Origin of the sequence: Streptomyces sp. CC228A (assembly GCF_021390935.1) — a bacterium.
Classification (GTDB): Bacteria; Actinomycetota; Actinomycetes; order Streptomycetales; family Streptomycetaceae; genus Streptomyces.
Window position 1 is genome coordinate 56,989 of record NZ_JAJPUI010000016.1, and the last position, 12,813, is coordinate 69,801.

Annotated in this window: 8 protein-coding genes and 1 pseudogene; 3 read left to right on the top strand and 6 right to left on the bottom strand. The window is 75.2% G+C overall.

From position 1 onward, the window contains the following. Positions 1 to 39: 39 nt before the first annotated feature. The 5 genes and pseudogenes from L6E17_RS29465 to L6E17_RS29485 all read right to left on the bottom strand — a co-directional run bounded on the left by L6E17_RS29465 (position 40) and on the right by L6E17_RS29485 (position 6,605). On the bottom strand, positions 40 to 903 hold the full coding sequence (locus L6E17_RS29465; protein ID WP_236243681.1) for an SDR family NAD(P)-dependent oxidoreductase: 864 nt from the start codon (positions 901 to 903) through the stop codon (positions 40 to 42). A gap of 598 nt (positions 904 to 1,501) precedes the next feature. Further along, positions 1,502 to 2,287, bottom strand: a pseudogene (locus L6E17_RS31265) (glycosyltransferase); the annotation flags it as partial. Then, positions 2,268 to 4,049 carry a 1-deoxy-D-xylulose-5-phosphate synthase N-terminal domain-containing protein gene (locus L6E17_RS29475; protein WP_236243682.1) on the bottom strand — a complete coding sequence of 594 codons (1,782 nt, stop codon included), beginning with the start codon at positions 4,047 to 4,049 and terminating at the stop codon, positions 2,268 to 2,270. The pseudogene L6E17_RS31265 and the gene L6E17_RS29475, both read right to left, overlap by 20 nt. Next, a complete protein-coding gene (locus tag L6E17_RS29480; protein WP_236243683.1) occupies positions 4,046 to 5,371 on the bottom strand; it encodes an aspartate aminotransferase family protein in 1,326 nt (441 codons plus the stop codon). Before L6E17_RS29480 ends, L6E17_RS29475 begins: the two co-directional genes overlap by 4 nt. 115 nt (positions 5,372 to 5,486) lie before the next feature. After that, the gene (locus L6E17_RS29485) at positions 5,487 to 6,605 is read right to left on the bottom strand and encodes a phosphotransferase (RefSeq protein ID WP_236243684.1); all 1,119 of its coding nucleotides are present in this window, start codon (positions 6,603 to 6,605) and stop codon (positions 5,487 to 5,489) included. Between the two features lie 207 nt (positions 6,606 to 6,812). Between L6E17_RS29485 and L6E17_RS29490 the strand changes: the two genes are divergently transcribed. Further along, positions 6,813 to 8,033 carry an IS110 family transposase gene (locus L6E17_RS29490; protein WP_236243685.1) on the top strand — a complete coding sequence of 407 codons (1,221 nt, stop codon included), beginning with the start codon at positions 6,813 to 6,815 and terminating at the stop codon, positions 8,031 to 8,033. A 156-nt stretch (positions 8,034 to 8,189) separates the two neighbouring features. Here the strand turns inward: L6E17_RS29490 and L6E17_RS31270 are convergent, their stop codons facing one another. After that, positions 8,190 to 8,897: a response regulator transcription factor gene (locus tag L6E17_RS31270; protein WP_236243686.1), complete on the bottom strand. Its 708-nt coding sequence runs from the start codon at positions 8,895 to 8,897 to the stop codon at positions 8,190 to 8,192. Positions 8,898 to 9,107: 210 nt separating this feature from the next. Here L6E17_RS31270 and L6E17_RS29500 point away from each other — a divergent pair, with 210 nt between their 5' ends. Both L6E17_RS29500 and L6E17_RS29505 read left to right on the top strand, forming a co-directional pair. Beyond that, positions 9,108 to 10,730, top strand: a complete 1,623-nt coding sequence (locus L6E17_RS29500; RefSeq protein ID WP_236243687.1) for an AfsR/SARP family transcriptional regulator — start codon at positions 9,108 to 9,110, stop codon at positions 10,728 to 10,730. Then, a partial coding sequence (locus L6E17_RS29505; protein WP_236243688.1) for an AAA family ATPase occupies positions 10,652 to 12,813 on the top strand: 2,162 nt, incomplete at its 3' end. The genes L6E17_RS29500 and L6E17_RS29505, both read left to right, overlap by 79 nt.

The following is a 12,813-nucleotide window of genomic DNA, read 5'->3' on the forward strand; positions in this document are numbered from 1 at the left end:
CGCCGCCCGCCGCGCGCCCCGCGGCGGTTCCGGTGCGCGTCACGGCGCCGTCATCCCGCCGTCGACGCTGACGGCCTGGCCGGTGACGCGGGGCGCCGACGCCAAGTACAGCACGAGGCCGGCGATGTCCTCGGGGGTCTGGAACTCCCGCTGCGGGATCATCGTCCGCATGCGCTCCCAGCAGGCGTCCTCGGACTCGCCGGGGCGGGTGAACTCCGCCAGCAGGTAGCGCCACATGTTGGACCGCACGATGCCCGGGCAGACGGCGTTGACGCGGATGTTCTCCTTGGCGACCTCCTGGGCGAGGGCGGCGGTGAAGCCGACGACGCCGAACTTCGCGGCGCAGTAGTGCGCGACCTTGGCGAAGCCGGTGCGCCCCGAGACGGACGAGAAGTTGACGATGGACCCGCCGCCGGAGGCGCGCAGCAGCGGCAGCGCCTCGCGGGAGGACAGGAACACGCCGTCGAGGTTGCCGGAGACGACCTGGCGGAACTCGGCCAGCTCCATGCGCTCCACGGGGCTGACGTGGGTCACCCCGAAGGCGTTGACGACCGTGTCGAGGCGGCCGTGCCCGTCGGCGATGCCCCGGTAGAGGGCGCGGACGTCGTCCTCGTCGGTGGCGTCGGCGCGGGCGGCGGTGACGGAGAGGCCCTTGCCGCCGAGGGTGCCGGCGAGTGCGCGGGCCTCGGCGAAGCCGGTGGTCGCGGTGGAGCGGTAGTGGTTGTATGCCGAGGGCAGCCGGTCGGTGTCGGCGGCGACGACGTGGGCGCCGCGCCGGGCGAATCCCTCCACGACGGCTGCGCCGATGCCCCGGCCGCCGCCGATGACGAGCACCACGCGCCCGGTGAGGTCGTCGGCGGGTTCGGCCGGCCGGGGCAGGCCGGTGGTGTGCGTCCGGGTCATGCGGTGCCTCCTGTGGTGGTGCGCGCGCCGGCGGGTGCGGGCGCGAGGGTGTAGGGCAGCGGGGGCAGGACGAGTGCGTCCAGGAGCCGGGGAAGGCCCGGTAGTCCGCGAGGTTGCGCGCGGGGGCGTCCACGATGCGCCGCAGGGCCGGGTCGTCGTGCCCGGTGCGGGCGGCGTGCGCGTCGAGCGCCGCGTGGACGGCCCGGTCGCGGCGCTGGAAGAAGTCGAGGAACAGGCGGGTGGCGGCCGCCGCCGGGTCCTCGCCGGTTCCGGGCGCGGTGCGCGGGGCGACGCGGACGGCGTCGGGGAGGGTGCGGTCGTGGTCGGGCGCCGCGCCCGGGGGGTCGCCGCGGAGGGCGCTCAGGAACGCCTCGTCGGTGTAGGGCGCCTCGGAGCGCAGCGAGGCGGGCGCGAAGTCCCGGGTGAGGAGCTTCTCGGTGAGGGCGTCCTCGTCGACGCGGCCGAGCGGTCCCACGCGGCTCATGTCGAAGGCGCCGCCGGTGTCGAGGGCCGTGGGGACGAGGTTGCGGGCGGGCAGCAGCTCCACCGCCGGTCCGACGCCGGCGGCGAGGACCGGTACGCCGTGGGCCAGGGCCTCCAGGACGACGCGGCCGAGGGTCTCCCGGGACGCGGTGCTCGGGAAGAGCAGCACGTCGATCGCGTCGAAGAACGCGGCGAGGCGCTGCTGCGGCCAGATGCCCTCCAGGCGTACGGCGTCGGCGGCGGCCGGGTCGCCTCCGGCGCGCAGCGCGGCGCGCACGGCGTCCGGTTCCCAGCGCGGGTCGTTGGGCTTGCCCGCGCAGAGGAGGCTGACGCGTCCGCCCGTCTCCCGGTGGCATCGGGCGAACACCGACAGGACCTGGTCGACGTTCTTCGCCAGGGACAGCGCCCCGAGGTAGCCGATCCGCAGGTGCCGCCCGGGCGCCGGTACGGGCCGGGGCGGGCGGCGCGGCAGGCGGTCCAGCATGGGGTAGGCGACGGCGGAGCCCGCCTCGGTGACGGAGCGGAAGTTGCGGAGGAACAGCCGGCGCGTGCAGGCGGTGGGGAACAGGGCGAGGTCGCCGGGCCGGACGAGGGGCGCGCACAGCTCCTCCTGGGCCCAGTAGCCGGACCACAGGGCGGTGTGCACCTCGCGGACGATCCGGTAGTCGCCGCCGTGCCGCTCCCGCCAGTGGTGGTAGAGGAAGGCGTACGGCCCGGAGCCCGCGTACACGACGTCGCCGGCGCCCGCGCGGGCGACGCTGCCGGGGCCGGTGGTCAGGTCGTGGAGGGCGGCGGAGGTCCGACGGGTCAGCAGGTCCGCCATCTCGCGGTGCATCAGGACCGCGCCGTCGACGATGCCGTCGGTGTCCGGCGCGCGGTAGTCATGCGTGTGCAGGCGCATGCCCGGCCTCCCTGCCCTCCGGCAGCCCGGCGAGCCGCTCCCGCAGCATGGGCACGCTCATGCCGTGCAGCGGCAGTTGGCGGGCGTGCACGCGGTTGTCGATGTCGCGGCGCACCGCGTGCACCTCGACGGGCAGCAGGTGCCGGGCGCGCAGCCGCTCGCCGAAGCCGCCGTCGGCGCCGTTGTACTCGACGCTCAGGATCCGCCGGCAGCCGGACAGCACGGCCAGCACGGAGGGGTCCAGTTCGGGGGTGAGCGCCGCGCAGTGCAGGTGCGGCAGGCCGAGGTCGCGGTTGGCCTCGGCCGTGAGCACGCTCGCGTAGCCGAAGGTGACGACGGCCGCGGCCGGTGGCGCGTCGCCCGGCGGGGTGAGCCACACGCCCCCGTCGATGTCGTCGGCGCAGTCGGCGGGCGGCGGGTCGAACGCCGCGTCGACCATGCTGACGGCGTGGGTGGTGGCGGGGTCCCGGGCGAGGCGGTCCAGGCAGGCGGCGAACTCCGCTTCGGTGACCGGCTCGTACACGCGGGTGTGGAGCAGCAGGCCCAGCAGGTTCGCGGCGTTGTGCGCGCCGCCCCAGGCGCCCCAGCTGCGGCCCGCGAGGACGAGCAGGTTCCGTACCCCGGTGGTCGCTTCGGTGAGCATGCTGAGGGAGTCCATGTAGTACATGGCGTCGGTGGCGACGACCTTGAGGGTGTCGTCGGGGAGCGAGAGGGTCATGCCGACGGTGAGGGTCTCGGCGAGTCCGGTGTTGGTGTACGGCACGTGGCCGCGCAGTCCGAACCGGGCTGCCATGTCGGCGGTGAAGACGGCCGGTTCGCGTCCGGTGCGCTGCCGGTGCGCCGCGAGCATCCGCCCGGTGGCGGAGGCGAAGGAGGCCCGTGCCGGGGCGGGGGCCGCGCCGGGGACCGGGGCCGGCTTGAAGCTGTGGTCGCCCTTGCGGGTCCTGCACACCAGGACGCCGGGGCCGGGCACCGCCAGCAGCGCCCCGAGGGCCGCCTCGACGGCCCAGGGGTCGCGGCCGTCGGCCTCGACGAGGCGGCCCAGGTAGGCGGCCAGGTAGCCGGTGTTGACGGGTTTGGCCAGCGGCTCGATGCCCTTGGCGTTGGCGTCGACGACGAGGACCAGGTTGGTGAGCCCGGCGTCGTGGGCGAAGCGCAGCGCCTCGAAGGCGGCGCCCTCGTGGAGTTCGCCGTCCCCGGCGAGGCACACGACCTTGCGGTCCTCGCCGCGCCGGGTCAGCTCCCACGCCAGGCTGACGGCCTGGGCGACGCCGACGCCGAGGCTGTAGCGCATGGTGTTGCGGAAGCCGAGGTCGCGGTGGACGACTCCGGTGAGGCCGCCCTGGTGGAGCGTGGCCAGCGGCGTGAACGGCCATGTGCCGCGGACGTAGTGCTCGGCGTAGAAGGCGGGGGCGATGTGGCCGCGTCCCACGATCAGGTCGGCCGGTCCTCCCCGGCCGTCGTCTTCGGCGAGGCCGAGGGCGAAGCAGGCCCGCACGAGGGGAAGCGACGACAGGTTGCTCTGGAGGTTCCCCGAGCCGGCGATCTCGTGCATGCGCAGCAGGACGTCGGCGCTGTCGGTGTAGAGCCGCTCCGGGACCTGGGCGGCGAGCTTGCGCAGAGCGTCGGGGAGGGGGCCCTCGCCGTGGCCGCCGTGCTCCAGCTCGGCGAGTTCGCGGTGGACGACGGCCCGCTCGGCGGGGGTCAGCCGGGGCAGCGCCTCGCGGGCGGGCCCGGCGAAGCGGTCGAGCAGGGCGTTCACCGGTCGGCCCCGCAGACCTCGTCGAGGGCTTCGCCGAGCACCTGGACGATCTCGTCGGCCTCGGCGGTCGTCGTGACGAACGCGGGCGCGAGGACCACCCAGTCGTCCTGGCCCCGGATGATGAGGCCGCGCCGCAGGCAGGCGGACGCGACCCGCTCCCCGACGCGCTCGCCGCCGCCGGACAGCTTCACCCCGTACAGGAGCCCGACGGCGCGCAGCGTGCCGCGTGCTCCGACGGTGTCGCGCAGGCGGGGTTCGGTGTACGCGGCGAGCGCGCGGATCCGGTCGGGGAACCCGCCCTCGCGGAACAGGGTGACGGCGGCGAGCCCGGCGGCGGACGCCAGCGGGTTCGCGGCGTACGTGTGGGACGGCGCGAACGACACCGGGCCGCCCGGCTCGCCGAGTACGGCGGCGACGTGCTCGGCCATCAGGACGGCGGCCAGCGGGGCATAGCCGCCGGAGACGCCCTTGCCGACGCACAGGATGTCCGGGGTCACGCCGAAGGTCTGCGCGGCGAAGGGCCGGCCGGTGCGGCCGAAGCCGGTGACGATCTCGTCGAAGACCAGCAGGACGCCGTGCCGGTCGCAGACCTCCCGTACCCGGGCGAGGTAGTCGGCGGAGGGGATGGCCATGCCGCGCAGGTGGATGACGGGTTCCATGACGAGGGCGGCGACGGAGTCGGGGCCCTCCGCTTCGATGGTCCGCTCGATCATGGCGGCGGCGAGGGCGCCCGACTGCTCGGCCGGCACGTCCCAGAAGGCCTCCAGGCAGTCCGGCGGCCAGACGTGCACGACGCCGGGCAGCCCGGGCCCGAAGCGGGTGACGTCGGGCCGTCCGGTGAGGGACAGGGAGCCGAAGGTGGCGCCGTGGTAGCCGTGGTAGTAACTGAGGATCTTCACCTTGCCGGGGTTGCCGTGGGCGCGGTGGTGGAGGCGGGCCAGGCGCACGGCGGCCTCGATGCTCTCGGAGCCTCCGTTGACGAGCTTGGCCGCGGTGATGCCGGGCGGTGCCAGGTCGACGAGGGCGCGGGCGAGGTCGAGGGCGGCCCGGTTGGTGCCGTGCAGGGGCGGGTTGAAGGGCAGGGTGCGCAGCTGGTCGGTGACGGCCTGGACGATGGGTTCGCAGTCGTAGCCGAAGCAGGTGACGAACACTCCGGACAGGGCGTCGAGGTAGCTGCGGCCCGTGGCGTCGGTGAGGCGGACGCCCTTGCCGGACTCGAAGAGCAGGGCCTCGGCGGAGTGCGGCACCTCGAAGCAGAAGGCGGACAGGTCGGACGGCCAGGGGGATCGCGGGGCCGTGGCGGCGTGCTGGTGCGTGGTCATGGGGCGCTCCTTGCGGGCGTGGGTGGGTGGATGGGTGGGGCGGGGGGGATGGTGCGCGCCGGCGGGCGTGGGCGGTGGGAGGGGCGGAAGGCCGGTGGTGGCGTCCGGTGCGCGGTCAGTGGGCGGCGGTGCGCGCGGGCCGGTCCGTGAGCATGCGGTGGACGGCGAGGCGGCGGGCCGGTGAGAGGAGGTCGAAGTAGCCGAGCCACTGCGGTGCGAGGATGCGGCGGTCGAGGATGTCCTTGGCGATGTCGGCGAGGACCGGCAGCGAGTGCGCCATGAGCAGCGGCATCAGGCGTTCGGTGTCGCCGGGGCGCAGCAGCCCCCGCCGCCGCCCGGCGGACACGAACCCGTCGAGGGCGAGGCGGGCCGCTTCGGTGCCGGGGCCGCAGGCGTGGACGGCGGTGTCGGCGAGCCACGCCAGGTCGAGCAGCCGGTCGCCGGTGTGCAGGTTGTCGAAGTCGAGGACGGCGAGGACGCGGGCGGGGCCGTGCGGGGCGAGCAGGAAGTGGTGGAGGTGCAGGTCGCCGTGGACGACGGCCCGGCGGGCGGGGGCGCCGCTGTCCGTGTTCCGCGGGAGCAGCGGTGCGGAGTCCCGCACCGCGCGCAGGGTCCGTGCGGCGGCCCGGTGCCAGTGGTCCGTGCCGCGCTCTGCCTCGGGGAGGAGCCTTCGCACGGCGTCGTCGAGCGCGGTGGGCCAGTGCTCCTCGTCCACGAGGGGCGGCAGGTGGACCGCGGCCAGCTCGCCGGCGAGGTCCTGCGGCAGGGCGTCCAGTGCCTGCCGCAGGTCGAGCCCGGTCTCCACGATCGCGGCGGCCTGCTCCGGTGTCGCCGTGCCGGGCCTCAGGGCGGTTCCGGCGCTGCGGGGCACCAGTTCGCACACGAGGCCGCCGCACCGGACGGCGGGGCTGCCGTCGGCGGCCGGTACGGCGGGGAGCGCGGGGACGCCCCGGTCGCGGCAGTGGGCGGTGACGCGGTCCTTGAGCCGGGGGAAGCGCTCGTCCCGTACGGCTTCGGGGTTGAGCTGCACCTTGAGGACGTGGCCGGGGGCGCCGGCGCCGCGGCTCGGGCGGCGGGGGTCCGTGACGGCCCAGAGTCCCGCCGTGTGGGTCAGCGGCGCGGCGCCGCCGACGGTCAGCGGGCTCAGGGTGCGGGCGCCCCACCGGTCGCCCCAGTGCGCGGTGAGGACGCGGCGTACCCACTCCTCGCTTCCTGCCGGGGCCGGGACGGTCATGGCGGTCCTACCTTTCAAGGGTGGTTGCTCTGGTCATTCGTAAGATCGGAGGGCCCGGGGGCTCTGGGTATGGCTGTCATCGGGGCGCCGTAGGGATGGCTCAAGGAACTTGGCCGCCCGGAGCCCCGCGACGACTCGACCGCCAATTGGGAGATGCGACTCCGATCGCTGCGTAGGACAACGTCGGCGAGGTCGTCTGCGGGATCGATGAACGACGAGCTGGCGGAGGGGAACGTGCCCGAGATCTGGGCCGGAGTGGACATCGGCAAGACGCATCACCACTGCGTGGTGATCAATACGGACGGCAGGCGTCTGCTGTCCCGCCGGGTCGCGAACGACGAGAGTGAACTGCTCGCCCTGATCAGCGATGTCCTGGAGATATCCGCCGACGCGCTGTGGGCTGTGGACCTCAACCACGGCGGTGCCGCGCTGCTGATCGGGCTGCTGGTCAGCCACGGCCAGCCGGTCGCCTACCTCACCGGCCTGGCGGTCCACCGGGCCTCGGCCACCTACAAAGGCGGCGAGGGAAAGACCGACGCGAAGGACGCCTTCGTCATCGCCGACCAGGCCCGCGTCCGCCGCGATCTGGGCCTGCTGCGGCCGGGCGACGAGATCGCCGTCGACCTGCGAACCCTGACCAACCGCCGTCTGGACGCGGTCTTCGACCGCACCCGGCAGATCAACCGGCTCCGTGCTCAACTGCTGGAGATCTTCCCCGCGTTGGAGCGATCCCTTGAGCTGACGAACCGGGGACCGGTGATGCTGCTGACCGGCTACCAGACCCCGGCTGCGATCCGTCGGGCGGGCACTAGCCGGATCGAGACGTGGCTGAAGAACCGCAAGGTCCGCGGTGCCTCCGCACTGGCGAAGACGGCCGTGGAGGCCGCCCAGGCCCAGCAGACCGCGCTGCCCGGAGAGAAGCTGGCCGCCACCATGGTGGTCCGCCTCGCGAAGGGGGTGATGGCCCTCGATGAGGAGATCGCCGAGCTCGACGCCCTGATCGAGGCCAAGTTTCGCGAGCATCCGCACGCCGAAGTGATCCGCAGCCTGCCCGGCATGGGGCCCAAGCTCGGCGCCGAGTTCCTTGCCGCCACAGGCGGCGACATGGACGCCTTCGGCAGCGCCGACCGCCTGGCCGGCTTCGCTGGCCTGGCTCCCAGGCCCCGTGACTCGGGCCGCGTCAGCGGCAACCTGCGCCGCCCTCGGCGCTACCACCGCGGTCTGCTGAGAACCATGTACCTGTCGGCCATGGTGAGCCTTCAGTGCTGCCCTGTGTCGAAGGCGTTCTACGACCGAAAGCGGAGCGAGGGCAAGGGCCACAAGCAGGCCCTGCTGGCTCTCGCGCGCCGACGCCTCAACGTCCTTTGGGCAATGATCCGTGACGGAGAGCAGTTCCATGCTTCACCCCCCGTCACGCTGGCCGCTTGACATCACGATTGGGAAGTTCCTTCTCCGTGGACGGTTGGGGGGTTGCCGACCAGCGTGGCGAGCGGCCCCGGCCCGCCGCCACTGATCCGGGCAGGTGTGCCCGTTCTTCTCCCCGCCTCTGCCCGTACGTCCCCCCGCGCCTCGAATGAGGCGGGCTCAAATGAGTCCGGAGCGAATGGCGTACGAAACGGCGTGCGCACGATTGCGCAACTCCAGGCGACCCATCACGCGGTACAGAATGTTCTTCACGGTTCGCTCTGAATAAGCCAACTTCTCCGCGATTTCGGCGAGATCGCAGCCCTCCGAGATGAGCCGGAGAATGTCCGCCTCGCGTACGGTCAGCCGGCGGGTGTGCGCCAGGCCCTGCGGGATCAGCACGTCGCGGTAGGTCCGCTCGATCTGGTCGAGCAGCCGCCCCTGCAGGTCGGGCGGCAGGCACCCGCGGCCTTCGCTGAGGTCGAGGAGGGCGCGGGTGAAGGTGTCGGGCGTCGTGTCGCGCCGCCACAGCACCGCGCGGACCCCGCACTCTGCGGCCAGGGCGATGTCGGCCGTCCAGCGCGTACCGGCGATGACCAGGAAGGGGCCCGTGGTCCGGGTGGCGGCGAGCCGGTGCAGGGCGCCGAGGGTCTCGCCGCCCACGGTGTCGGCGGCGAGGACCGTGGCGTCGGCCTGCTCGGTGCGGTCGACGAGGAGCAGCCGCGGGTCGCCCTCCACGTAGCCGGCCACTCCCGCGTGGGTGAGGGGGTCGGCGGCGTGGACGGCGACCCGCACCGGTGCCGCCTGCGCCGCGGGCCCGCCGTGGGGCGGGGGTGCCTGCCGCACCGCGTCCGTCCGTGTTCCGGTGGCCGCTTTCCGAGTCGTCACGTCTCCTCCGTTCCTCGCGGGCCGTATTGCTCCGCGTACCGGACCAACGTGGCACGGGGGGCTTGCCGGATTCTCGACCGCGCCGGGAAAGGCATTTCGCCATCCTTGACGCCGTCCTTGACGGATCCTTGATGTCCGCTTGGCCCCTGCTTGGCGCTTGTGCCATGATCAGTCCGCCGGACGGGGGACCGACAAGGAAAGCGGAAAGTCATGTCAGTTCCCGGTGGTGGCGCGGGCGCTCCCGCAGGAAATGCGGCGGGGGGAGCGGAAATCCCCGGCGCCCGGCCGGGCGGGCTCCGGGTGCGGCTGCTCGGGCAGATGGCGGCGGAGTGCGACGGCCGCGAGATCGCCCTCGGTCCGCCGCGCCGCCGTGCGCTGCTCGCGCTCCTCGTGATGCGGCTCGGACACGTCGTGCCCGTGCAGCAGTTGCTGGAGGAGCTGTGGTGCGGCCGGCTCCCGGACCGGGCCCCGGCCTCCCTGCACAGCTACATCTCGCACCTGCGGCGCTCGCTGGCGCCGACCGCGCCGTCGGCCTCCCGGAGCCGGCTCGTGCGCCGCGTGTCGGCGGGGTACGTCCTGGACCTGCGCCGGGAGCAGGTGGACACCTGCCGCTTCGAGGACGCCGCGGCCGAGGGCCGCCGGCTGCACCAGGAGCGCCGCCACGCGGAGGCCAGGCGGCGGCTGGGCGGCGCCCTGGAGCTGTGGCGCGGCACGCCGTACGAGGAGCTGGCGGACTACCCGGCGCTCGCCGAGGAGGGTCAACGGCTGGCGCGGGTACGGCTGTCGGCCGTCGAGACATGGGCCGAGGCGTCGCTTCTGCTGGGAGACCTGGAGGCGGTGGCCGAGCTGGACGCCGAGTCGCGCGCCCACCCGGGGCGCGAACGGCTCGCGGGCCAGGTGATGACGGCGCAGTACCGGCTCGGCCGGCAGGCGGACGCCCTCGCCGTGTACGCGAGGACCCGCGACTGGCTCGCCCGCGAACTGGGCGTCGACGCCGGGCAGGAGCTGCAGTCCCTGCACACCGCGATCCTCCGCCAGGACCTCCCCAGCGCCCCGGTCGACCGGGCGGCGGCCGTCCCGGCCGCCCGCTCCACGCGGGCACCGCACGCCGCCGGACCGCCGCAGCCCGCGGAGGCGCCGCCGCACCCGGGCGGCGCGCCCGCCGCGCCGGCGCCCTACGGGGCGCCGGGGCCAAAAGCGCCGGCGGACCCGCAGGGCGGGCACGCCCCGCCCGCGGCACCGTACGACCCGCCGTCCGCGCCGCCCGCCCCGTACGACGCGGCGCCCGCGCCCGCGGCCCCGTCCCGCCCGGCGGCGGCCGCCTCGCCCGGTCCGTACGACGGGACCGCCCCGTACGCCGCCCCGTACGAGCCGCCGACCGTACCGGCCTCTCCGGCCGCGCCCGCTCCGCCCGCCTCCTACGACGGCCCCGCAGCCTACGGAGGGCCCGCCGGGCACTCCTCCCCGGCCCGTACGGCGGGACCGCGCCGTACGACGCGGACGGCCCATACGACGTCCACAGCCCGTACGACGTGGACGGTCCGGTGCCCGCAGCGCCACTCCCCCGCGATCCGGGCCTGCCGCCCGCCCCGCCCGGTGCGCCGGCGTCCGCCGGGCCGCCGCCGGGTGTCCCGCGCGCGCGGCCCGACGCGGGCGGGCCCCGGCCGCCCGCCGCCCACGACCCGCTGCCGGAGCCGAGCGAGCGGCGCCCCTTCGCCGGGCGGAAGCACGAACTGGCCGCGCTGCGGATCCTGGTGGCCGACGTGCTGGCCGGCAAGGGGCGGCTCGCGGCCGTGCTGGGCGAGCCCGGCATCGGCAAGTCGCGGCTCCTGAGCGAGGTCGCGCAGCGTCTGCGCAGCGACCGCACGGAAGCCGTGTGGGGCTACTGCTTCCCCGGCCGGGGAGCACCGCCGTACTGGCTGTGGACGCAGGTGCTGCGGCAGCTCGCCACCTCGCGGCCCGAAGCCTTCCGTGCCGTCGCGGACCGCTTCGGCGACCTCCTCGCCCCGCTCTTCGACGGCCCGCCCGCCGAGGACGCCCCGCGCCGCGACCGCGCCGCCGGTGCCGCACCGGACCGCTTCCGCACCTACGACGCCGTGTGCGAGACGCTCCTCTCCCTCGCGGACGACGCGCCGCTGCTGCTCATGCTGGAGGACCTGCACTGGGCCGACGCCCCGTCGCTCCAGCTGCTGCGCCTGCTGACCAGCCGCCTCAACGGCCGCCACCTGGGCATCGTCATCACGGCGCGCACCTGGGAGATCGAGAGCGACCCCGAGCTCGACGGCGCGCTCGGGGAGACGCTGTGGAGCCCCCGCACCGAGACGGTCAGGCTGGTCGGCCTGCCCGAGGAGGCCGTCGCCGTCCTCGTGTCGGCCGCCTCCGGGCCGGGCGTCTCCCGCGACACCGTGCGGCGGCTGCACGCACGCAGCAAGGGCAACCCGTACTTCGTGCACCAGCTGATGTCCCTCCTCGGGGACGCGACGCGGCTGCACGACCCGCGTGCGGCCCGGCTGATGCTCACCCGCGTCCCCTCCGGGGTGCGGGAGGTGCTCACCCAGCGGTTCGCCGCGCTGCCCGACCGCACCAGGGACCTGCTGCGGCTGTGCGCGGTGATCGGCTCCGAGATCGACCTGCGCCTGCTGGCGGACGTCGCCCGCCGCGACGGGCAGCGGGAGGCGGCCGGCGGCGAGCCCCTCGAACCCGCCGTCCGCGCCCAGCTGCTGTGCGAGGACCCGGCCAACCCGGGCGTGCTGCACTTCACCCACGCCCTGGTGCGGGAGACACTGTACGGCGAGCTCGGCCGGGAGCGGCGGGCCCGGCTGCACGCGCGCGTGGCGGAGGCCCTGGCCGCCGCGGCCGGGGGCCCCCGCGACAGTGTCGAGCAGCTCGCCCACCACTCCTGGGAGGGCTCGCGGGTCCTGCCGCCCGCGCAGGTGCTGCCGGCCCTGTGCCGGGCGGCGGAGGAGGCGGAGCTGCGGCTCGCGTACGAGCAGGCGGAGGTGTGGCTGCGCCGCGCCGTCGACCTCGTGCGGCTGCTGCCCCCGGACGACGCGTCGGCGCCGCTCCAGGAGCAGCAGTTGCAGATCCAGCTCGGCCAGATGCTGGCGACGACGCGGGGGTACGGCGACGCCGACGCGGAGGCGGCGTTCACCCGCAGCCGGGCGCTCAACGCGGTGACGGGCGCGGCCGACCAGCCGACGGTGCTGTGGTCGCTGTGCACCGCGCACCTGGTGACGGGCCGGTACGAGGGCGCGCTCGGGTTCAGCGACCGGCTGCGCGGGATGCCGGGCCGGCCGCAGGACCCGGTGGCGTACCTGGGCGCGCGGTACGGGCGGGGCATCGTGCTGCACGTGCGGGGTGAGCTGGCGGAGGCGCTGGCCGAGCTGGAGGACGCGGTGGCGAGGGCCGACGCCCTGGGGCAGGAGGGCGCCCGGCGGGCGGCGCGGTACTTCCAGCACGACCCGCGGATCTCGTGCCGTTCGTACGACGCGTTCACGCACTGGCTGCTGGGCGACCGGGACGCGGCGGCGGCACGCCGCGCCGAGCTGCTGGCCCTGACCCGGCACGACAGCCGGCCCGGGGACCGGGCGTTCGCGCTGTACGTGGACGCCGTGCTGGCCGGTCTTGAGGGCGATGTCGCCGGGGCGCACCGCTCCGGGGAGAGCGGCCGCGAGGTCGCGGACCGGTACGGGCTGCGCTACTGGAGGTCCATGCTGACGGTGTGCGCGGGCTGGGCGGCCGTGCACGGCGGCGCGCAGGACGCCGGGATCGGCCTGCTGCGGACGGCCCTCGGCGAGCTCCGCGCCTCGGGCACGCTGATCCGCCTGCCCCTGCACCTGGGCTTCTTCGCGGACGCGCTGCACCGCACGGGCCGCAAGGACGAGGCGGCCGCGGTGCTGCGGCACCTGGTGCGGGA

What these genes read in the sequence shown, in the direction of transcription:
- L6E17_RS29465 (WP_236243681.1), bottom strand. Translation starts at nt 903, where the DNA reads ATGACCCGGACGCACACCACCGGCCTGCCCCGGCCGGCCGAACCCGCC.
- L6E17_RS29480 (WP_236243683.1), bottom strand. Translation starts at nt 5,371, where the DNA reads ATGACCACGCACCAGCACGCCGCCACGGCCCCGCGATCCCCCTGGCCG.
- L6E17_RS29485 (WP_236243684.1), bottom strand. Translation starts at nt 6,605, where the DNA reads ATGACCGTCCCGGCCCCGGCAGGAAGCGAGGAGTGGGTACGCCGCGTC.
- L6E17_RS29490 (WP_236243685.1), top strand. Translation starts at nt 6,813, where the DNA reads ATGAACGACGAGCTGGCGGAGGGGAACGTGCCCGAGATCTGGGCCGGA.
- L6E17_RS29500 (WP_236243687.1), top strand. Translation starts at nt 9,108, where the DNA reads ATGTCAGTTCCCGGTGGTGGCGCGGGCGCTCCCGCAGGAAATGCGGCG.